The sequence below is a fragment of the Leptotrichia buccalis C-1013-b genome (genome assembly GCF_000023905.1).
Lineage (GTDB): Bacteria > Fusobacteriota > Fusobacteriia > Fusobacteriales > Leptotrichiaceae > Leptotrichia > Leptotrichia buccalis.
Genome location: NC_013192.1, coordinates 1,388,914 through 1,412,154, shown reverse-complemented (window position 1 = coordinate 1,412,154; position 23,241 = coordinate 1,388,914). Strand labels below are relative to the sequence as shown.

Here is a 23,241-nt window from a genome sequence, read left to right as displayed (position 1 = left end):
AAGAAATATATATAGATTTTTATGAATGATTAAAGATTATAATAATAGGGGATGATTTATTATGAAAAAAATTATTTTTACATTTTTAATATTAGGAAATGTCTATAATTTTGCAGCACAAAAAACTTTAAGAACAGTAGAAAAATGTCGTGTAACTTCAAAAGGTACAACAAAAGATGGTAAAAGATTCGCAAACTGCATTAGCCTTCAGTCAGGAAAAACATTTAATTTTACAGGACTTGTTGACCAGACTTATTATAAATTCTCAAAAGGAACAATATTTAAAGTATATTTCTATGGAAATGGGAACAGAAATTTGACTTTGGAAACTTTTGACTACATTCGGTAATTAATTCAGAAGAATAGAATTTTTTTAATAGGCTGTGTCTGAAAGCTCAGAATCTATGTTATTTTTAATGTTTTTTTGATTTCATAAATTGTACAAATCACGATAAAATCAGTATTTATATATTTCTGATTCTGAAAAGATTTGTTAAAGATTCATGATTTTGAGAGTTTTTAGACACGCCCTATTATAATAATAATAATTTTCTTCCTCTTTTTTCAGTTTTTAACTGTTTAATTTTCTTTTGAAATTTTTAAATTTCCTTGTTTATTTTTTCAAATCTTTTTGTATAAACTATTTCAGTTTCCGACTTTAATTCTTTTATTGTATTTGGGACCCTTTTAGATTATCTTAATCAGAGAAGTCTGTCATTAATATGCCCACTTCAATTTCTTCTTCAACTTCAGGATTCATATTATATCCCCATAATACACCTGTTTTATCACTTCCGAATTTTTGAAATGTTTTCTGAACTATTTCCTGTATTTCCTGCAATCCAATATCCGCTCCACCCACAATATTTATCATTATTTTTCTAGCTTTTTTAGAAAGATTTTTCGAAAAAGGATAATTTGATAGTTGTTCTAAAATAAGTTTTATCCTATCCTGCCCCTCACCTTTACCAAATACCGTTACAGCAGTTTTGGAATCTTTTAACATTTTTTTTACATCATCAAGATCAAGATTTACTACCCCTTGTTTATTTATCACATTTGCAATAAACTCTACATTTTTTATAAAACTTTCATCTCTTTTCTCAAATATTTTGTCAAAAGTTGTACTAGGATCTGCTTCAGCTAATTTTTTAAGTGGTAAAACTATAACTGTGTCAGAAACTTCTTTCAATTTTTCAATTTCTTCAGTTTCTCCATTTGAATTAACTGATGTAACAGCTACAGTTATTGTCAATATTCCCTTCGTTTTTGCAGTTTGTGCAACAATACCGGTAATCTCGTTATTCTTCTTTTCCGACATTTCCATCAAAATAAACACTAAATCTGAATTTTGTAATACAACTTCAACTTCTTTATTGAAATTTTCCTGATTTGTATCAATTCTCGCAATCTCAACCCCTGAAATTTTTCTGTGGGCAATTTTATTCAAAACCTCATTTCCCGCTGTACCAATACCGACGACTTTTATTACAGCATTATCCATATTTTTTCTCCTTTATTTTTTAAATTTTTGTAACTAATCTTCCTTAATTTCCACTGCTTGCGGATAAATTTCAATAATTTCACTCGCAATTTTATCAATTTCAGCAATCAGATAATCTGTACTCCCTCTATCGCCTTTCATTGCAATTCTTACGTGAACACAGCCTTCCTTTGCATAAGGAGCAACAGTTGGATTAGACATTTCAAAATAATCTTTTAGTCTATCGTCAATTTTCCCTTCTGGAACTCCTTTTATTTCAAGAGTTTTCATTAGCAAAATATCATTTGAATATTGCTTTAAAAATGGTAAAACTTGATTATCCACCATCCACGTCATTTCTCTTGGAGGTCCTGGCAATACTATTATTTTTTTATTATCCTTTTCATAAAAAAATCCTGGTGCAAGCCCAACTTCATTTTCCAGTAATTTTGAATTTTTTAAAATAGATGCTTCCTTTTTTCCACCAGAAGCCACTTCCCCAAAGCCTCTCGCATTATATTTTTTCACAATCAAATCATAATACCGCTCAATCATTTCCAGCTCTTCCCCAAAATAATCAGCCACAACTTCTTTTGTAATATCATCAACTGTAGGCCCAAGTCCCCCAGTAGTAATCACCAAATCCACTCTTTTAAAAGCATTTTTCAGACACTCCATAAGCCGTCCGTAATTATCTCCAACCGTAGTCTGATAATACAAATCAATTCCAATATTTGTGAGCTTTGCTGAAATATACTGTGCGTTCGTATTTACAATATCTCCAACTAATAATTCTGTTCCAACACATATAATTTCTGTCTTCATTTTAATTTCCTTCTTCATTTTTTATTTAAAATACCGCCAAATAAGTTTCAAAAATGAGAATCCTATTTAACGGTAAAGTTTATTTTTTGTTATTCATAATTTTCATTATTTTTTAAAAATAATTGATTCATAAGGTTTCAAAATAATTTTTCCATCTCGAATTTCAGGAGCTGTTTCATAGTTTGATAATAAAACTTGAGCATTTTCCAGTCCTATAACTCTGTTTCCTTCCAGCTCAAATTCCACTTCAGGTTCATAGAAATTACTGATTACAACTAATTCCCCATTTTCTCCAACACGTTTGTATGCATAAACATTTTTGTTTTCCAAATCAATATCTTCATATCTTCCTGTTATCATTAATTCTTCATTTCTTCTTAAATCAATTAATTTTTTATAATGATGAAATACCGAGTTTTTATCTTTTAAAGCTGCTTCAGCATTGATTTTTTTATAATTTTCAGGTATTCCAATCCAAGGAGTTCCAGTTGTAAATCCTGCATTTTCAGAATCATCCCATTGAACAGGTGTTCTGGAATTATCCCTAGATTTTTGCATTAAAATTTCAATAGCTTCTTCTTCAGAATATCCTTTATCCAACAAAATTTTATAATTATTAGTTGATTCAACATCACGATATTTACTGATATTATCAAAATACGGATTTGTCATTCCAAATTCTTCTCCCTGATAAATGTAAGGTGTCCCCTGCAGTCCATGAAGAACTGTGGCAAGCATTTTAGCTGATTCATTATGATATTCCTTGTCATTTCCAAATCTTGACAAAGCTCTTGGCTGGTCGTGGTTGTTCCAGAAAGTCGCATTCCATCCGTTCCCTTCATACATTCCAATTTGCCATTTAGAGAATATTTTTTTTAATTGTACAAAGTCAAACGGAGCTTTTACCCATTTTTCTCCATTTGGATAGTCAACTTTCAAATGATGGAACGAAAATGCCATTGATAATTCCTTTTCATCAGGATTTGAATATTTAATACAGTTTTCAAGGCTTGTAGAAGACATTTCTCCAACTGTGATAAGTTCTCCTCCTCCAAAGGCTTCTCTGTTCATTTCCTTCAAAAATTCATGGATTCTAGGTCCATCTGTATAAAATCTTCTTCCATCAGGGACAAATCTCGTATCAGTCCCGTCGTCACTCAAAAATCTCTGATCTTTTGATATAAGATTGATGACATCTAGCCTAAATCCGTCAACACCTTTATTCAGCCAGAATTTTATCATTTCATAAACTTTTTTTCTCACATTTTCATTTTCCCAGTTCAAGTCAGCTTGCGTCACATCAAACAAATGTAAATAGTATTGCCCTCTCTTTTCCGAATATTTCCAGGCATTCCCTCCAAATTTTGACTCCCAGTTTGTAGGCTCCTTCCCATCAACTGCATCTTTCCAAATATAAAAATCTTTATATTCAGGATCTCCAGCTTCAGATTTTTTAAACCACTCATTTTCAGTGGAAGAATGATTCACAACAATATCCATTACTATTTTTAACCCTCTTTTATGTGATTCAGATAACATTTTTTCAAAATCCGCCATTGTTCCGTAATTAGGATCAATATCATAATAGTCGCTTATATCATATCCATTGTCATTTTGCGGAGATTTATACATCGGAGTAATCCAAATTACTTCTATTCCAAGTTCCTTCAAATAATCCAATTTCTCAATAATTCCCTTTATATCTCCTTCTCCACTTCCTGTCGTATCATTAAAGCTTTTTGGATAAATTTGATAAACCACTGATTTATGCCACCATTTTGGTTCAAAAATTTTTTTCATAATCCATCGCTCCTAAACTTTTATTTATTTTACAACTTCTTTTATAATTATACTCTATTATTTCCATATATACAACCGAATTTTTACCTGTTACTTAAAAAATCATATATATAAAAAGAGCAGTCATTGACTACTCTAGCATTTATTTAACTTCTTTGCCACCTGTATACCCAAACACATAATCCAAATTTATATTTTTCATCGAATTAAACACACTTTGTTTAATTCCAGGATTTTTTTCCTCAAGTGCAGCAAGCAAGTCTTTTACTTCTTTACGTTTGCTCGAAGTTTTTCCAGCTTCGATTGTACATCCGCAGTTCATTGCACGTATTCCATTTGTTTTTGTGTAATCAATTATATCAGCTTCTTTTACATAAATTAGTGGACGGATTAATTCCAGTTTTCCAGAAGTTGAAGGAACTTTTGGGGTCATTGTTTTCATTGTACCAGCATAAAACATATTTATCAAAGTTGTTTCAATTACATCGTCAAAATGATGTCCCAGCGTTAATTTATTAAATCCCAGTTCCTCCACTTGCGTGTACAAAATTCCACGTCGCATTTTAGCACATAAAAAGCATGGATAGTCTTTTGCCTTTTCATTCGCAATCTCCCAAATATTTGTATCAATAATCTCACAGTCAATATTTAATTTATCCAAATTATTTTTAAAATTATCCAAATCAGAATTTCTAAAACCAGGATTTAAGCTAACTGCTTTAAAGTCAAAATTTTTTCGTCTATCTTTCTTCAATTCCTGAAACAACTTCACCAAAAGTAAGCTATCCTTTCCACCAGAAACTCCAATCGCTATTTTATCTCCATCCTGTATCATATCAAAATCATTAATTGCCTTTAAAAATTTTGACCATATACTTTTTTTATAAGTTGTCACTATACTTTTCTCAATTTCTTCCACATCTTTCATTGGACAATCTGGAAGAATTGCTTCACATACTAAATTTACCATTTTTTCTCTCTTTCTTAATATTTTTTATTTTAAATTATTAACAAAAAAGTCTAAAATAAAAATTTAGAAAATGACTTAGGGCGTGTCTGAAAACTATCGAAATGATGAATTTTTAACAAATTTTTCCAAAATCAAAAATAATAAACACTGATTTTATCGTGATTTGTATAATTTATAAAATAAAAAAACATTAAAAATAACATAGATTTCGAGTTTTCAGACACAGCCTAGTTAAATATTTAAAAATAAAATAATAGAAAGTTGCTATAATAAGAAATTCTTTACTTATTTTAAGACAACTTTCTAAAATAAAATTGTATTTTAAATTATAAATATTTAGTTTAATTTTAGACAATTCCTAAATTTGCTGTTGCAAAATTTAAATTTCCATTTTTTTTCTTTTCTTTCTTATTTTTACATTTATTCTCAATATAGTCTATTTTTTCGATAAGCCCTTCGTCTCTTGGATCAATTCTAAAGGCAGCCCTGTATTCTTCAAGCGCTTTTTCATGACGTCCCATATGCTCGTATTTTCTAGCAAAATCAATATGTGCGATATACATGTCAAAATCTAAAAATATTGCAAGATCATAACAATTAACCGCTTCAGCTATTCTACCTTTTCTCGAATATATATTTCCTAAAAGAAATAACACAAACGGCTCATCCATATTGTCATCCAACGCTCTATTGAAATTTTCTTCAGCTTTTTCAAGATCTTCGTTTTCATAATATAAATAACCTAAAAATGCCCAATTTTCACTTTTTTCAGGTTCTAATTTTACCAATTTTTCATAAATTTCAATTGCTTTGTCATTTTCTTTTAATGCATGGTAAATAGATGCCAGCGTTTGTAATACTTCTGTATCATCAGGATTATCTTTGATTTTAGATAAATTTTCTTTTAAAAGCTGCTCATTATTCCCATTATATCTTATTTCTCTAAAAATTAATGTTTCTAACATTATTTCCCACTGCTACTAGGCTTCTTTCAATTAAACCGACAGTCATATTTTCCACTTTTAGACTGTTTTACAAGTAGCTTTCTCCTTTCTCTATTTTCATTAAAAAAATTCCCAAATTCTACACTTATTTTTCTTAATTTATTTTATCATAAATAATAAGTTTAGTAAACAGTATTCTTTAGAAAATTTATCCATAAAAAATTTCATAATTTTAAATTTATTTTAATTTATCCAGTTTATTTTTAGCTTGCTGACTTCCAGATTTTGATGCTTTTTCATACCATTCACTAGCTTCCTTTAGATTTTTTTTGACACCTTTACCATTTACGTATAAGTCTCCTAATGCTTCATACATTGGAGCTGTAACTTGATCCATTCTGCCATCAGTTTTTTGATAAAGTTCCACCGCTTTTGCATAATCTCCTGCCATTTCGTAAATTTTTCCCAAATTGTACCGTACAGTTAAATCACCGCTACTATCTGCCATTTCATAGTAAAATGCAGCGCTGTCAAAACTTTTTTCTACTCCCAATCCTTTTTCATACATTGTCCCTAAATATTTTAGAGCTTTCATATCTCCACCATCTACTCCATCTGAAAATAATTTGTATGCTTGTTTATAATCTTTTTTTACGCCAAATCCTTCAAAATAAAGAATTCCAACATTCGTCATTGCACGAGAACTTCCTTTTGCAGCGGCTTTTTTGCTCCATTCCATAGCTTTTTTGTAATCAATTTTTGTATCAATTCCATGAAGATAGGCTTCTCCAAGTTGAGTTTGCGCTTCCACATCTCCTTTTCGAGCCTTTTCTGTCAATTCCTTTATTCTGTTATTTTCCTTTTGTTCAATTGTCGCTTTAGATTTTACATCATTATTTCTTTTCTTCTTTTTTCCACAACTAAATATTAAAATTAGTATTAGCATTACAATAATGTATTTTTTTTTCATAATTTTCCTCTTTTCCTTCTACAATCTTGTATTTTATCACAAACATTTATTCAAGTAATTTTTTTCCAAAAGTAAATTTATTTAATAAATTATTATTCCCGCAATTGCCGCAATTACTGTGAGTAATATTGGACTTACTTTCCATTTCAGCACAAGTGCCACTGAAACAACAAATATCACTGCACTTTTCCAGTCTATAAAGTTGTTTTTATCCACTAGCATTATCGCAGCCGCTAGAATCAGTCCGACAACAACAATTTTTAAACCTGTAAACGCATTGTCCATATATTTGTTGTCTTGAAATTTTAAATAAAATTTACTAAAAATTGTCATTATAATAACTGATGGGAGAATTAATCCCAATGTTGCGGCTGTGCCCATTATAAACGCGTCCCAGAATCCTGCCTTATTGCCAATCAGATAACCCACATAAGTTGCGGCATTCAATGAAATTGGCCCCGGCGTTACTTGTGAAATTGCCACAATATCTGTAAATTGCTGTACATTCACCCATTTATGTAAATCTACAACATCAGCCTGAATAAGCGGTAAAATTGCATATCCGCCGCCAAAACTGAATAGCCCTATTTTAAAAAATACAAAAAATAATATCAATAATATTGCTAAATTCATTTATTTTTCCTCCAAATCATCCAAGCATTTCCTAAAAAAGCACCTAAAATAATCATAACAATAGGCGGAAATTTAAGAAAAGCCACCATTGCTGCCACTAAAATAACAATCCATAACGTTTTTTTATTAATTTTAGCCGATTTCCCAATTGTATAAACACTTGCCGCAATTAACGCAACCACCATCGGCCTTATTGCCTTAAAAGCCTTTATCACATATATATTGTCCTGTATGTTGCTAAATAATGAAGCTATAATAAGAATAATTATGAATGACGGTAATGTCGCTCCCAAAACTGTGGTTATAAGCCCTAACATCCTTTTCATCTTATATCCCACAAAAACTGAAACATTTACAGCCAATGCGCCTGGTGAAGATTGAGCAAGTGCTAAAAGTTTTACAAATTCCTCTTCCTCAATCCATTTTTTCTTATTCACAATTTCATTCTGTATTAGCGGAACCATAGCATATCCTCCACCAAGAGTAAATGTACCTATCTTAAAAAAGATCCAAAACAATTCTAAATATACTTTCATTTTACTACCTTCCTGCTATTTCATCTCATTTTTCATTTTATCATAGATACTATAAAAAAACAACAAACTTGTCTTTTACGGCTTAAAATATTCATACATTTATCATTATAATTTAAAAAAAATTTTGAAAAATTAAAAAAATGTGGTACAATAAGTTCGTAGTAAAAATTCCTACCACTACTAAAAATTAAAAAAGCAGAGAAAAATCCATTTAAAGCCAATAAAAATGCACGTTAGGAGTTACGGAAAATGCCAAAAAAACAGCAAAAAATGATAAAAATCAAGCAAAAAAATACGATTTTAATGTCTGAAAAAAATTCTATAACACCGATAAATAAAGGGTTTTCTCAAAAGTACGGGTTAAAGTAAGTTATCCATTAAAACAAGGATTGAAACTGTTTTTAGCCCTACTCCTTTCTTCACTAATGAAGAGTTGTTAAAGTAAGTTATCCATTAAAACAAGGATTGAAACCGTCCCCGAACAACCTACACTCCGACATGTTCGGAATAACGTTAAAGTAAGTTATCCATTAAAACAAGGATTGAAACTTTATTAAATCAGAATATCTTTCTCCATTTACACCTTCGGTTAAAGTAAGTTATCCATTAAAACAAGGATTGAAACTTGCTTGTACTTATTCATTTTATTTTCTCCTTGAAAAAAGTTAAAGTAAGTTATCCATTAAAACAAGGATTGAAACGTTGATTTACACCTGTGTACACCTCTTTTCTCAATTGTTAAAGTAAGTTATCCATTAAAACAAGGATTGAAACAAATGAAGACAAGAAAGAAGAGGAGTCTAAATTAAAAGTTAAAGTAAGTTATCCATTAAAACAAGGATTGAAACATATCTAATCCAATTAGAAGCTCATCAGGATCTTTTAGTTAAAGTAAGTTATCCATTAAAACAAGGATTGAAACAATAGTGGATTTTCCTGAGCCACTAGGTCCTACTAAAGTTAAAGTAATTTATCCATTAAAATAAGGTTTAAAAAACAACAACTTTTGTATAAGGTTGTTTTTTTTGTTATAAAAAAAATAGGGGGTTGAAAAAAAAGCGAAAATGTGTTATTATAGTTACAGAAAATAATTTTAGGTAGAGAGTGGGTTAGCCCACTCTTTAGTTTTAGATATGAGGTGTAATTTTATGGAGCAGATTTTAAATGAGTTTGAAAAGAGAATCGAATTGCATTTAAAAGAGATGAAGCTGGAATTGGCGGATTTGGAATATGTCAGGGATGGCGGGTATAATTATTTGAGAGTGTATGTGGAAAAGGAAGATGGAAGTACGACTACACTTGATGATTGTATTGATTTTAGTCGTGAGATTGACGGGGTTGCTGATGACCTGATAGATGAGAAGTTTTTTTTGGAGGTTTCTACTCCAGGGGTTGAGCGTAGATTGAAGAAGCCTAAAGATTTTTTGAGATTCTTGGGGGAGAAAATCAATGTTCAGGCAAAAAGCAATATTGATGGGGCAAAGAAATTTTTAGGAAAACTTGAAAAATTTGAAAATGATACGATTTTCCTTTTGGATGAGAATTTGGGGAAAGTTGTGGAAATACCGCTTTTGAAATTAAAGAAGGCGAATTTGATATATGAAATACCAAATGGTGTATTAAACGGTGAGGAGAACTAATGAGAGGAAGAGATCAGAAAATTTTTTTGGAAGCACTTGATGAGCTTGAAAAAGAAAAAGGAATATTAAAGGAAGAATTGCTTGAAACTATAGAAACTGCATTGCTTGCGGCATATAAAAAAAACTATGGCGAAAAGGACAATGTAAAAGTAACGATTAATAGGAACAGTGGAGATGTAAAAGTATTTTCACAAAGACTAATTGTAGAAAATGTGGAAAATCCAGATGAGGAAATTAGCCTAGAAGATGCAATTTCTGTGAAAAAACGTGCTAAGCTGGGAGATATTCTGGATTTAGAAATTAATGCAGAAAGTTTTAAGAGAAATGCAATTCAGAATGCAAAACAGATTGTTGTGCAGAAAGTTAGGGAATGTGAAAAAAGAAATATTTTTAACAAATTTAAGGAAATTGAAAATTCAATTGTATCAGCAAATGTTAGAAAAACCGATGAAAAGGGGAATTTATATATTGATATAAACGGGCTTGAAGCGATTGTGCCATTTAAGGAATTATCGCCAACGGATAATTTTGTACAAAATGAAAGAGTTAAAATTTACGTTGGAAATGTGGAGGAATCAACTAAGTTTACAAAAACTTTTGTTTCAAGAAAATCTGAAGAATTGCTTCGTGGCTTGCTGGAATTGGAAGTTCCTGAAATTGAAGAAAAAATAATTGAAATAAAAAATATAGCAAGGGAAGCTGGAAGCCGTGCAAAAGTGGCAGTTTATTCGGAAGATGAAAATCTGGATGTAAAAGGTGCGTGTATCGGACGTAATGGAATGAGAATACAGAATATTATTGACGAGCTGCGTGGAGAAAAAATTGACATTGTGCTTTGGAACGAAGATATAAGGGAATTTGTAAAAAATGCTTTAAATCCTGCAGAAGTTTTGCTTGTGGAAATTGTTGAAGGAGAAGAGGAAAATACAAAAATAGCAAAAGTTTTAGTTGCTGAAAACCAGTTATCACTTGCGATAGGTAAAAAAGGTCAAAATTCAAGACTTGCAGCAAGACTTTGTGGAGTGAAAATTGACATTCATACAGAGCCTTTTGAAATAGAGCAAAATGATGAATATGAATTGGAAGAAGAAACTGCATTTCATAATTCAGTTGAAAGTGATTTAGAAGAATCTGAATTTGAAAATATCGACAATGCTGATGAAGCCGAAATTTCTGATGAAACGGATGAAGATTATGAAGAGGAAAGTGCATTTGCTGGACTTAATAAAAATGAAGATTATTAGAAAATTCTGAAAACAAAAATAATTTTAAAATAAAAGTAATTTTTGAAATTCAGATTGTATCGAACAAGGAGATGATTAGAGAGTTTGGATACATTAAAAGATAAAGAAATGAAAATACCTGAAAGAATGTGTATTTGCTGTCGAAAAAAAGGTGAAAAGCCTGAATTTTTCCGTGTAGCTGAGCGAGATGGGAAATATGTCTTTGATAAGGAAATGAAAATACAGGCAAGAGGATTTTACGTATGTAAAACGGTTCAATGTATTGAAAAGTTGTCAAAACATAAGAAATACAACATTGAGATGGAACATCTTGTGAAAATGCTAGAGGAAATGAAAAAGCAAAAGAAAAATATAATTGATATTTTAAAGCCGATGAAAAATTCTGAATATTTTGTTTTTGGAATAGATGAGACTATTGATGGAATAAAACGGGAAAAGATAAAACTTGTAGTTATTCCAAAAGATATAAAGTCCAAATATATTGAAGAATTTAAAAAATTAAGTGAGAAATTTAATTTTAAAATTGTATTTATTGAAAAAAAAGCTGAATTAATAGAACTTTTTTCAAGAGATGTAAACGTTGTCGGTATTTTTGACAAGAAAGTAATAAAAGGAATATTAAGCAAAGTGGAGGTGATGAATGGATGAAAATACATGAATTGGCAAAAGAATTAGGTTATAGCGGAACTGCTAAGTTTATTGAGGATATTGCTAAAATCGGTGTAAAAGGTAAAAAACATCATATGAATGTATTAAGCAGCGAAGAAGAATCTTTAATTAGAAAAAATCTTCAAAAAAATATCCAAAGTAATCAAAATAACAGTAATAAAAGCAAACCTGAAAATTTGAATAAAAATGAAATGAAAACCAAGGAAAATAGTACACCGAAGGTAAGCAACCATTCAAACATTCAAAAAAATAATGCTAAACAAAATAAAAATAATGAAAATTACAAAAAAAATGCAAAACAGCCATTAAACAAAAATAGTAAACTAAATTCAGAAAAAAATTTAGATAATAAGCAAAATCAAAAATTTGAACAGTCAAATAAATTTGATAAAAAAGAAAATCAAAAGAAAATGGAGATGAAAGCTAATTTGAGTAGTCAAAATAATAAAATGAATGATGTAAACAAAGAAAAGCAAAATTTTCAAAATAGAGAAAACAGAGATAATCGTGAAAACAGCGGAAGAAATTACCAAAACAGGGATAATCAAGGACGAGACAACCGAAACAGAGATAACTTTAGAAAAGATGGAAGAGATAATTTCAGACGAGACAACCGAAACTTTAATAAAGATGGAAACAATCAATCTCGAGATAATCGAGATAACCGTAATTTTAACAGAGATAGAGATAACAATAATCGAGATAACAGAGAAAATAGTGGAAGAAACTTCCAAAATCGGGATAATCAAGGACGAGATAACCGAAATAGAGATAACTTTAGAAAAGATGGAAGAGATAATTTCAGACGAGATAATAGAAATTTTAATAAAGATGGAAATAATCAATCTCGGGACAATAGAGAGAATCGAGATAATAGAGGATTCCAAAACAGAGATAGAGATAATCAAAGTGGTGGAAGAAACTTTAGAGACAGACAAGACAACCGTAATTTTTCTGATAGAGGTGGATTTAACAGGGATAGAGATGACTTTAGACGAGACAACCGAAACTTTTCAAATAAAAAAGAGACACAATCGGAAATTCCAGCATCTACAGTGGCTGAAAAAGGAAGAGCTGGCGGAAAAGGAAAAGGAAAATTCGATAAGAAAAAATACGAGAAAAATAGAAGAGACAGAGAACAGCAGGAAAAAGAACTTCGTTCTGACTTTAGAAAAGATGACAAAAAGAAAAAGAAAAACAAGAAACAGGAAAAGGCTGTCAAAGATGAAATTGTCAGAATTGAAGGAGAGAGCATAGGAATGATAACAATTGGAGAAGAAATTGTTATTAAAGACCTAGCTGAAAAATTGGGAATCAATGTATCTGACATAATTAAGAAATTCTTTATGGAAGGGAAACTGCTTACTGCGAATGCAATTTTATCATTTGAGGAAGCTGAAGAAGTGGCACTTGACTATGAAGTAATTGTGGAAAAGGAAGTAATTGAAGAAGTTAGTTATGGTGAAAAATATCATCTTGAGCAAGAAGATAAGGAAGCTGAACTTGTTACAAGAGCACCTGTAATTACAATAATGGGACACGTTGACCACGGGAAAACTTCATTGCTTGATGCACTTAGACATACAAATATTATGAGTGATGAAGCTGGAGGAATTACGCAAAAAATCGGGGCTTACCAAGTAAACTGGAAGGGGCAGAGAATTACATTCATTGATACTCCAGGGCATGAGGCGTTTACTGAAATGAGAGCAAGAGGAGCGAATATTACGGATATTTCGATTCTGATTGTAGCCGCTGATGATGGGGTAAAACCTCAAACTGTGGAAGCTATTTCTCATGCTAAGGAAGCCAACGTTCCTATAATTGTTGCAATTAACAAAATTGATAAACCAGGTGCGGATACTATGAAAGTTAGGACTGAATTGACTGAATATGGCTTGATGTCGCCTGAATGGGGAGGAACTACTGAATTTGTTGAAATTTCTGCCAAAAAGAAAATTAATTTGGAAGAACTTCTTGAAACAATATTAATTACAGCGGAACTTGAAGAATTAAAAGCTAATCCAAACAAACGTCCTAAAGCAGTTGTTGTAGAATCAAGACTGGATCCAAAAATGGGAGCAGTTGCCGATGTGCTTGTGCAAGAAGGAACGCTTAAAATTGGAGATGTGTTCGTAGCAGGGGAATCTCATGGTAGAGTCCGTTCAATGCTTGATGACAGAGGTAAAAAAATAAACAAGGCTATTGTTTCACAGCCAGTTGAAATTACAGGATTTAATGTCGTTCCAAATGCGGGAGATATTTTGTATGGTGTAGAAAGTGATAAACAGGCTAAGAAAATTGTTGAAGATTTTATCAGAGAAAGAAAAGTAAACGAACAAAACAAGAAAAAACATATTTCACTGGAAAGTTTATCTCAAGAACTGGAAGAGCAAGAATTAAAAGAATTGAAATGTATCATAAGAGCCGATTCAAAAGGATCAGTTGAAGCATTGAGGGAATCGCTTGAAAAATTAAATACAGAAAAAGTTGTAATTAATATAATTCAGGGAAGTGCAGGAGCTGTAACGGAAGGGGACGTAAAACTTGCAGAAGCATCAAATGCAATTATAATCGCATTTAACGTGCGTCCAACAACACCAGCCAGAATTATTGCCGAAAAAACTGGAGTAGAAATTAGAAACTACAACGTAATTTACCACGCAACTGAAGAAATTGAAAAAGCGATGAAAGGAATGCTTGATCCAGAATTTAAGGAAGTTTACTACGGAAGAATTGAAGTTAAGCAAGTGTTTAAAGTATCAAATGTTGGAAATATCGCAGGAGCAGTTGTTGTTGACGGAAAAGTTACGAAAGATTCGAAAATTCGTGTAATTCGTGATGGAATTATTATTTTTGACGGTGAATTAGGTTCATTGAAACGGTTTAAGGATGATGTTAAGGAAGTTGTAATGGGACAAGAATGTGGAATCGGTATTCAGGACTTTAATGACATTAAGGCTGGAGATATTATCGAATCGTATATTATGGAAGAAATCCCAAGATAACGGATAGATAGGTGATAATTGTTATGAATGATAGAAGAAAAAAGGGATTGGAAAAGGAAATATCAAGAATTGTCGGAATGACGCTTTTGACAGAGGTAAAAAATGATAAAATAAAAAATCTTGTATCTATTCACAAGGTTGAATTGACAAAAGACGGACGGTATCTTGACTTGACTTTTTCAATACTGGATTTAAAAGATAACGTAAATAGAGAGAAAATCGCTGAAGATTTGAATAAGTTAAAAGGTTTTTTTAGAAAACAGATTGGTTCGCAGCTGTCAATAAGATTTGTTCCAGAAGTTAGAATTCATTTGGATGACAGTGTTGAATATGGAGTAAAGATTGCGTCGATATTGAATGAAATAAAAAAGGAAAACGATAGTATCGAATAGCATAAATAGAATTGCTTTGAAATCAAAAATTTCTAAATTTATTAAAAATATTTTGGAAAATTGTTTAGTTTAGATTTTAAGGCAATTCAACTATACAAAAAGAAAGCGATTAATCTTGCAATGAAATGGGAAATAAAAAACTATGATGAAAAATATCTGGCATCTAAAAGTTTTGAATTTGGTGAAAGTAAATTAATTTCAAGACTTCTTTTGAATCGTGGAATTAATACAAAAGAAAAAGTTTCTAAATTTTTAAATTCAGATAAAAAAGATATTCATAATCCATTTTTATTTGAAAATATGGAAAAAGTTGTGAAAAGAATACAGCAGGCTGGGGAAAACAAGGAAAAAATCGTAGTTTATGGAGATTATGACGTAGATGGAATTTCTGGAGTGGCATATCTAGTAATAATGTTACGAAAATTGGGACTAAATGTGGATTATTATATCCCAAATCGTGTTCATGAAGGAATTGAGATAAATAAGCATCTTGTGACTTTTCTGGAAAAAAGGGAAGCAAAATTGTTTATAACAGTCGATACTTCGATTAATAATCGGGAAGAAATATTAATGTTGAGAAATAACGGCATTGATATAATTATAACAGATCATCATAGACAAGTCGAAGTTTGTGAAGAAATGGATATTCTTACAATAAATCCAAAAACTAGTAAAACTTATCCAAATAAGTTTTTGTCAGGTTCAGGAGTAGCATTTAAACTTGCCGACGCAGTTTATGAAAGATATGGTGCAAATAAAAAAATATTATATGATTATCTGGATATAATAATGATTGGGACGGTTGCAGATGTTGTGCCGATGACAGATGAAAACAGATTTATTATAAAAAAAGGGTTAAATAATCTAAAAAAAACCAAAATAAAAGGTTTGAAGTATATTATTAACTATTTGAAAATAAATCCGAGAAATATAACGACGAGCGATATAGGATTTTTCATTGCACCAATTTTTAATGCACTTGGAAGAATTGATAATTCTAAAATTGTTGTAAATTTCTTTATTCAGGAAGATGATTTTAAGCTTTTCTCAATAATTGAGGAAATGAAACGTGCGAATAAAATCAGACGGTATCTGGAAAATGAGATTTACAGCGAGCTGGAGGAAAAAATACAGCGTCTGGAACGTCCAAAATACATTTTTATGAAAAGTCGAAAATGGCATTCTGGCGTAATTGGTGTAGTTTGTTCAAGAATTTCCATAAAGTATAATATTCCAGTGATTCTTATTTCAATAAAAAACGGATATGGAAAGGCATCTTGCAGAAGTATCGAAGGAATCAATATTTTTGATATTTTAAAAAGTGTGTCGGACAAGCTGGAGCGGTTTGGAGGGCATGACTTGGCAGCTGGATTTCTTGTTTCGGAAAAATATTTAGGCGAAATTGAAAAACATTTGCGGCAAAAACTGGCAAGAAAAAACAGGGAAAATGTCCAAAAAACATTGTACGTGGATGCCTGGCTGAATATCGAGAATTTAAACAAGCGAAAATTACATGAAATAAACAGGCTTTCCCCTTTTGGATTGGATAATCAGGAACCTAATTTTATGGATTCTGATGTGAATTTTTTTAATTTAACAAAATTTGGGATAAATAATCGGCATTTCAAAGGATTTGTCAGAAAAAATAATCGGATTATTTCAGTAATTGGATATAATTTAGGACATAAATTAAAGATGAATAATTTTTATAAGAAAAAATTTAAAATAGTTTATACACCAATATTTAAGTCTGTTCATTCAGATTTGTTTATTGAGCTGAAAATAAAAGATTTTAAGTAAAATAACTAAGTTAATTAATTAAATTATAAATAATAAAAATTTTTAGGAGGAATTAAGGAAATGGCAGTAAAAAAATTAAACGAGTCTACTTATGAAGTATCAGCAGTTAGGGAAGGGGAAGAATTAAAACATTTAAAAGAACATGTTTTAGTACATTTTAAAGATGCAAAAGTAGATGGTTTCCGTCCAGGACACGTACCTGCGAAAGTAATTGAAAATAAATTTAAAAAAGAAATCGAAGGAGAAATCTTAAATCATATCATTTCTGATGAATATAGAAAAGCGGTTGCAGAAAATGAATTAAGACCAATCGCTGATATTAAACTTGAAAAATATGAACTTAACGATGATAAAGTTGAAGTAGTATTTACAATACCTGTATTACCTTCATTTGAATTAGGGCAATATAAAGGTGTGGAAGTAGAAAAGGAAAATGTTGAAATTACTGACGAAAAAGTAAACGAAGAAATTGAAAAATTAAGAGAAAATGCAGCAAAATTAAAAGAAGTTGAAGAAAATGAAGAAGCTAAAAATGATGATGTTGTAAACATTAACTTTGAAGGATTTATAGATGGAGAAGCATTTGATGGCGGAAAAGCTGAAGGGTATGACTTGACATTAGGTTCTCACAGCTTTATTGACACTTTTGAAGATCAAATCGTAGGACACAAAAAAGGTGACGAATTTGACGTAAATGTTACATTCCCAGAAGAATATCACGCTGAAAACTTAAAAGGAAAACCAGCTTTATTCAAAGTAAAAGTAAATTCAATCAAGAGAAAAGAAGAAGCTGAATTAAATGACGACTTGGCAAAAGAATTAGGATTTGACTCGGTTGAAGATATGACAAATAAAACTAGAGAAAATATTACAAAAAGAGAAGAAGCAAGAGCTGAAAATGACTTTAAGAACAAAGTTGTAGAAGCTGTTGTAGATGCAATTACATTTGATGTTCCAGAAGCATTAGTTCAAAGAGAAATTGACTACCAAATCAATAGATTCGCACAACAATTACAAATGCAAGGAATGAAATTGGAGCAATATTTCCAAATGACTGGACAAACATTAGAAACAATGAGAGAAAGTGCAAAAGAAAATGCTGAAAGAGCTGTAAAAACAGAACTAGTATTAGCTGAAATCGCTAAAGCTGAAGAAATCAAGACAACTGACGACGAAATAACAAAAGAAATTGAAACATTAGCTGCAATGTATGGAATTGACAAGGAAACATTACTTTCTGATGTAAGAAAAAATGGAAACTATGAAAGATTCATTGATGAAACAAACTACAGATTAGTAAATCAAAAAACAATTGATTTATTAGTAAATGAAGCAAAAGTTAAATAGTAATTTCGAGAAAATTACGAAATAAAAAGAATATTTTGATTTTAGAAGAATTTTGTGATAAAATAATTTATTGCGAAATTCTTTTTCTCTATATTTAAAGCTGTAAAATTTTAAAATAATTTTACGATAGTTTTACAATAATGAGAAAAATAAGAAAATGAAAGAAAAATTGACAGAAAGAGGAGGAAATAATATGTCAGTATATAGTCCAGTAGTTATTGAAAATGATGGACGTGGGGAAAGAAGCTATGATATTTATTCGAGACTTTTAAAGGATAGAATAATTTTTGTAAGTGGAGAAGTTGAGGATGGAATGGCAAATGCAATTGTCGCTCAATTGTTATTTTTAGATGCACAGGATAATGAAAAAGATATAGTTATGTATATAAACAGTCCAGGTGGAGTAATTACCGCGGGACTTGCAATTTACGACACAATGCGTCACATTAAAAGCGATGTTTCTACAGTCTGTGTGGGACAAGCAGCAAGTATGGGAGCAGTATTATTGTCAGCTGGAGCAAAAGGAAAAAGATACTCATTACCAAATTCAAGAATAATGATTCACCAGCCACTAGGTGGAGCAAGAGGTCAAGCAACAGACATTCAGATTCAAGCAAAAGAAATTGAAAGAATGAAGGAAATAACAAGCAAAATTTTATCAGAAGCAACTGGAAAATCAGTAGAAGAAATTTATGCAGATACTGAAAGAGATAATTTTATGTCACCAGAGGAAGCTGTAAATTACGGATTGATAGATAAAATATTGTAAAACTTATTTGGTAACTTTAAAAACAGTTCTTAAATTAAAAATTTATCGTTAAGTATTTCTTATAAAGGTTTTTATAATTGGATTAAAAATGTCGTGATTTTTTGGAAATAAAAATTTCTGTCTGAACGAAGTGAGTTTAATTTTTATTTTCAAAAAATGCTTAGACGAGCGGGGATTGTAAAGGGGATGGCGATTGATCCCCTTTACGTAGAAAAAAGAAAAAATATCTATATAATATAATTCAATTTGTAAAATCTAAAGAAAAATCATTTACATAAATATTTAAAGATTGTATTTAATTTTTTGAAAGTATAACATCTTGATGAAGTTGCTAAATAAATTTATTGTTAATAGTAAATTAGATATAAAGAAAAAATGAGGTGAAAAATATTGGCAAATAAGAAAAAAAATTACTGTTCATTTTGTGGCAGGGAAGAGCATGAAGTGGAACGGTTGATACAAAGTCCTGAAGAGGATGGTGTGTTTATCTGTAATGAATGTATAGAAGATAGTGCTGAATTGCTGGACAGTTTTAGGGAATATGATGAAAATGAACACAACAGGGAAATCACGCTGTTAAAGCCTAAAGAAATAAAGGCAAAACTTGATGAATATATTATCGGACAGGAACAGCCTAAAAAGGTGTTGTCTGTGGCGGTTTATAATCATTTTAAGAGAATAATGCACAAACAGAAAAATGTAGATAATGATGTGGAGCTTCAAAAATCAAATGTACTGCTAGTAGGGCCTACTGGAAGTGGAAAAACCTTGCTTGCACAGACACTGGCGAAAACATTGAATGTGCCTTTGGCGATTGCAGATGCAACGACATTGACGGAAGCTGGATATGTTGGGGATGATGTTGAGAATGTACTTTTAAAACTGATAAAAGCGGCTGATTATGATATTGAAGCAGCAGAGCATGGAATAATTTATATTGATGAAATTGATAAAATTGCTAGAAAATCGGAAAATATGTCAATTACAAGGGATGTTTCTGGAGAAGGAGTTCAGCAGGCGTTACTTAAGATTATTGAAGGTACTGTTGCGAGCGTGCCTCCACAAGGTGGAAGAAAACATCCAAATCAGGAAATGATTGAAATTAATACAAAGGATATTTTATTTATTGTTGGTGGAGCATTTGAAGGACTGGAAGCTAAAGTTAAAGACAGAGTTAATGAAAAGAGAGTTGGGTTCGGACTTGAAACAAATAATACGAAATTGGACGATTTGACTTTATTTGAAAATGTATTGCCCGAAGATTTAATAAAATTTGGGCTAATTCCTGAATTAATTGGGCGGTTACCAGTAATCACAGCACTTCATGGGCTTGACGAGGAAGCTATGATTAAAATATTAACAGAGCCTAAAAACTCGCTTGTTAAGCAATATAAAAAATATTTTGAGATGGAAAATGTGGATTTGGAATTTGAGAAGGATGCGATTACAGAAATTGCACAATTGGCACTGAAAAGAAAAATTGGGGCGAGGGGGCTTCGTTCCATTATCGAAAGTGTTATGACTGATTTAATGTACGAAATTCCATCAAAAGATAATGTTAAAAAAGTAATAATTACTAAAGAAGCAGTTACTGATAAAGAGAAAGTAATTGTTGAATAATGATTAAATTAATACAAAAGTATGAAAGGGGAAATTATGCAAAACAAACCATTTATAGCTACAAGAGAATTAGTTGTATTTCCAGGTGTTGTAACTCCGATTTTTATCGGTAGGCAGTTAAGTCTGAAAAGTCTTGAAAAAGCAATCGAAAGATTTGACAACAAGCTAATTCTTTCAGCACAAAAAGATGCAAATGTAGAAGAGCCAAAATTTCCAGAAGATGTGTATGAAACAGGAGTACTGGTTCATGTAATACAGACTGTAAAAATGCCAAATGGAAATGTAAAAGTTCTAGTTGAGGCAAAACATAGGGTTTTAATCAATCAATTTCCAAAAGATGATAAAGGCGTTGTTTATGCTGAATATGAAGAAATTTTTTCAAAACCAATTGACGAAAGTAAAGCAGAAGCTCTAAAACGTAGGGTTATCGATGAATTTTCAAATTATGCACAAAAAACTAATAAAGTATTGCCTGATATTATTTACAATATAAAAGAAATTAGTAATATTGACAAGGTTTTTGATTTGATTTGTACAAACTTGATGATTGCAGTCGAAACGAAACAGGAGTTGCTTGAAACGCTTGATGTGGAAGCAAGGGCGTATAAAATTTTGGGTATTCTTGAAAGAGAAATTGAGATTTTTATACTTGAGCGAGAAATTGAAAATCGTGTAAAAGAGCAAATGGCAGAAGTTCAGAAAAATTATTATTTGCGTGAAAAAATAAAGGTAATGCGTGAAGAAATGGGAGAAGGAAGCGATTCTGAAGAAGAATTGGAAGAGCTGGATCAAAGGGTTCAAGATGCTAGAGTTCCACAAGATTTGAAGGATAAATTGGTAAAAGAACTTTCTAGAATGAAAAAAATGCCGGACTTTTCTGCAGAATCTTCAGTAATTAGAACATATCTTGAGACTGTACTCGAATTGCCATGGGAAGTTTCTTCAAATGATGAAATTGATATTGAAAAAGCTGAAAAAATTCTAAATGAGGATCATTACGGGCTGGAAGAAGTTAAGGAAAGAATTTTGGAATTTTTGGCAATTAAGAAATTAAATAATACATTGAAAGGTTCAATTATCTGTCTTGTGGGACCTCCAGGTGTCGGAAAAACATCGCTTGCACATTCGGTGGCACGTTCGATGAATAGAAAATTCACAAGAATCTCACTTGGTGGAGTAAGAGATGAGGCTGAAATTCGTGGGCATAGAAGAACTTATGTGGGAGCAATGCCAGGAAGAATTATAAATTCATTGAAACAAGTTGGAGTAAATAATCCAGTAATGCTATTTGATGAAATTGATAAAATGGCTTCTGACTTTAGAGGAGATCCTGCTTCAGCAATGCTGGAAGTTTTAGATCCTGCACAAAATAACTCATTTGAAGATCACTATATTGATCATACTTTTGACTTGTCAAATGTATTCTTTATTTGTACAGCAAATGATTTGGGAGGAATTCCAGGACCGCTTCGTGACAGAATGGAAATTATTTCAATCGAATCATACACAGAGTTTGAAAAATTAAATATCGCAAAAAGGTATTTAATACCGCAAACACAAGAAGAAAACGGATTAAAAGAATTTAAAATTTCATTTTCTGATAAAGCGATTATGAAAATTATAAACGAATACACAAGAGAAGCTGGAGTTAGAAATTTACGAAGAGAAATTGGTAAATTATTCAGAAAAATAGCTAAAGAGATACTTGTATCAAAATCTGACAGCAAAAAAATCTCTGTTTCTGAAGCAAAAATCAAAAAATATTTAGGAAATGCTAAATTTAGAGTAGATAAAGTTAAGGAAAAAGAAGGTAAAATCGGTGTTGTAAATGGACTTGCGTGGACAGCTGTCGGAGGCACGACTCTAGAAGTTCAAGCAGTAAAAATGGAAGGAAAAGGAATTTTACAGCTTACAGGAAAATTGGGCGATGTGATGCAAGAATCAGCTAGAGTGGCATATTCTTACGTAAGGCACATAAAAAATGAACTTGGAATAAAGGAAAAATTCAATGAAATAACAGATGTCCATTTACACTTTCCTGAAGGAGCAGTTCCAAAAGATGGACCATCGGCAGGTATTACGATTACAACAGCAATAATTTCAGTATTGACTAATAAGGAAGTTAGGCAGGATGTAGCAATGACTGGAGAAATTACGATTACTGGAGAGGTTCTGGCAGTTGGTGGAATTAAGGAGAAGGTAATCGGAGCCCATAGAGTTGGTATAAGAGACGTTGTACTTCCTTTTGATAATAAAGTTGATACTGAGGAATTGCCAAAGGAGATTGCAGATCAGATGAAATTCTACTTTGCAAAAACTTATGATGATGTAAAAAAGGTTGTTTTTGTGAATAAAGATACAAAAAAAGTAAAAAAAGTTGTTAAAAAAACAATGGAAAAAAATTCAAGTAAAGAAGAAAATATTCAACAATAAACTTATTTAGCTTGTAATTTTCTTAAAAAATAATGGGAAATTTTTAATCTTAATGATATAGAGTTTCCCATTATCATTTTTTTAGCATAAAAAATATTAAAATTGTTTAATTTTTACCAGTTTTTAAGATTAGTAAATTGTTATAATATTTAGTCAGT

19 protein-coding genes and 1 CRISPR repeat array are annotated in these 23,241 nt (G+C 31.0%); of the genes, 11 read left to right on the top strand and 8 right to left on the bottom strand.

The window, feature by feature from the left end; genetic code table 11:
- Positions 1-61: 61 nt before the first annotated feature.
- Positions 62-349 (top strand): hypothetical protein, encoded by a 288-nt coding sequence (locus tag LEBU_RS06575; protein ID WP_015769558.1) that lies wholly within the window; start codon positions 62-64, stop codon positions 347-349.
- Between the two features lie 348 nt (positions 350-697).
- On the opposite strand, the gene LEBU_RS06570 is transcribed toward LEBU_RS06575, so the two are convergent.
- From LEBU_RS06570 to LEBU_RS06535, 8 genes are all read right to left on the bottom strand, one after another.
- Positions 698-1,504: an FtsZ/tubulin family protein gene (locus tag LEBU_RS06570; protein ID WP_015769557.1), complete on the bottom strand. Its 807-nt coding sequence runs from the start codon at positions 1,502-1,504 to the stop codon at positions 698-700.
- 33 nt (positions 1,505-1,537) lie between these two features.
- Positions 1,538-2,308: a competence/damage-inducible protein A gene (locus LEBU_RS06565; RefSeq protein ID WP_015769556.1), complete on the bottom strand. Its 771-nt coding sequence runs from the start codon at positions 2,306-2,308 to the stop codon at positions 1,538-1,540.
- 105 nt (positions 2,309-2,413) lie between these two features.
- On the bottom strand, positions 2,414-4,108 hold the full coding sequence (gene treC / locus LEBU_RS06560; protein ID WP_015769555.1) for an alpha,alpha-phosphotrehalase: 1,695 nt from the start codon (positions 4,106-4,108) through the stop codon (positions 2,414-2,416).
- A gap of 142 nt (positions 4,109-4,250) precedes the next feature.
- Complete coding sequence (locus tag LEBU_RS06555) at positions 4,251-5,078, bottom strand: tRNA lysidine(34) synthetase (RefSeq protein ID WP_015769554.1); 828 nt, start codon at positions 5,076-5,078, stop codon at positions 4,251-4,253.
- A gap of 347 nt (positions 5,079-5,425) precedes the next feature.
- Entirely contained in the window at positions 5,426-6,043 is a 618-nt protein-coding gene (locus tag LEBU_RS06550; RefSeq protein WP_015769553.1) for a tetratricopeptide repeat protein, read from the bottom strand.
- 217 nt (positions 6,044-6,260) lie between these two features.
- Positions 6,261-6,992 (bottom strand): tetratricopeptide repeat protein, encoded by a 732-nt coding sequence (locus LEBU_RS06545; protein WP_015769552.1) that lies wholly within the window; start codon positions 6,990-6,992, stop codon positions 6,261-6,263.
- An 81-nt stretch (positions 6,993-7,073) separates the two neighbouring features.
- Positions 7,074-7,625, bottom strand: coding sequence for a chromate transporter (locus tag LEBU_RS06540; protein ID WP_015769551.1), 552 nt, complete (start codon positions 7,623-7,625; stop codon positions 7,074-7,076).
- Positions 7,622-8,161, bottom strand: coding sequence for a chromate transporter (locus LEBU_RS06535; protein WP_015769550.1), 540 nt, complete (start codon positions 8,159-8,161; stop codon positions 7,622-7,624). Before LEBU_RS06535 ends, LEBU_RS06540 begins: the two co-directional genes overlap by 4 nt.
- Positions 8,162-8,520: 359 nt before the next feature.
- Positions 8,521-9,157: a CRISPR direct-repeat array (repeat unit 37 nt; unit sequence GTTAAAGTAAGTTATCCATTAAAACAAGGATTGAAAC).
- 152 nt (positions 9,158-9,309) lie between these two features.
- Here LEBU_RS06535 and LEBU_RS06530 point away from each other — a divergent pair.
- The 10 genes from LEBU_RS06530 to lon all read left to right on the top strand — a co-directional run bounded on the left by LEBU_RS06530 (position 9,310) and on the right by lon (position 23,083).
- Positions 9,310-9,801: a ribosome maturation factor RimP gene (locus LEBU_RS06530; RefSeq protein ID WP_015769549.1), complete on the top strand. Its 492-nt coding sequence runs from the start codon at positions 9,310-9,312 to the stop codon at positions 9,799-9,801.
- Positions 9,801-11,045 carry a transcription termination factor NusA gene (gene nusA, locus LEBU_RS06525; protein ID WP_015769548.1) on the top strand — a complete coding sequence of 415 codons (1,245 nt, stop codon included), beginning with the start codon at positions 9,801-9,803 and terminating at the stop codon, positions 11,043-11,045. The genes LEBU_RS06530 and nusA overlap by 1 nt, the downstream gene beginning before the upstream one ends.
- An 84-nt stretch (positions 11,046-11,129) precedes the next feature.
- Complete coding sequence (locus LEBU_RS06520; protein WP_015769547.1) at positions 11,130-11,693, top strand: DUF448 domain-containing protein; 564 nt, start codon at positions 11,130-11,132, stop codon at positions 11,691-11,693.
- Positions 11,690-14,722, top strand: a complete 3,033-nt coding sequence (infB, locus tag LEBU_RS06515) for a translation initiation factor IF-2 (protein WP_015769546.1) — start codon at positions 11,690-11,692, stop codon at positions 14,720-14,722. The genes LEBU_RS06520 and infB overlap by 4 nt, the downstream gene beginning before the upstream one ends.
- Positions 14,723-14,745: 23 nt before the next feature.
- On the top strand, positions 14,746-15,114 hold the full coding sequence (rbfA, locus tag LEBU_RS06510; RefSeq protein WP_015769545.1) for a 30S ribosome-binding factor RbfA: 369 nt from the start codon (positions 14,746-14,748) through the stop codon (positions 15,112-15,114).
- 60 nt (positions 15,115-15,174) lie between these two features.
- The gene (gene recJ, locus LEBU_RS06505) at positions 15,175-16,914 is read left to right on the top strand and encodes a single-stranded-DNA-specific exonuclease RecJ (RefSeq protein ID WP_238974470.1); all 1,740 of its coding nucleotides are present in this window, start codon (positions 15,175-15,177) and stop codon (positions 16,912-16,914) included.
- A gap of 60 nt (positions 16,915-16,974) precedes the next feature.
- Positions 16,975-18,261 (top strand): trigger factor, encoded by a 1,287-nt coding sequence (gene tig, locus LEBU_RS06500; RefSeq protein ID WP_015769543.1) that lies wholly within the window; start codon positions 16,975-16,977, stop codon positions 18,259-18,261.
- Positions 18,262-18,454: 193 nt separating this feature from the next.
- Complete coding sequence (gene clpP / locus LEBU_RS06495; RefSeq protein ID WP_018450081.1) at positions 18,455-19,030, top strand: ATP-dependent Clp endopeptidase proteolytic subunit ClpP; 576 nt, start codon at positions 18,455-18,457, stop codon at positions 19,028-19,030.
- 390 nt (positions 19,031-19,420) lie between these two features.
- Positions 19,421-20,650 (top strand): ATP-dependent Clp protease ATP-binding subunit ClpX, encoded by a 1,230-nt coding sequence (gene clpX, locus LEBU_RS06490; protein WP_015769541.1) that lies wholly within the window; start codon positions 19,421-19,423, stop codon positions 20,648-20,650.
- A gap of 36 nt (positions 20,651-20,686) precedes the next feature.
- Positions 20,687-23,083 (top strand): endopeptidase La, encoded by a 2,397-nt coding sequence (gene lon / locus LEBU_RS06485; protein ID WP_015769540.1) that lies wholly within the window; start codon positions 20,687-20,689, stop codon positions 23,081-23,083.
- Positions 23,084-23,241: the final 158 nt, after the last annotated feature.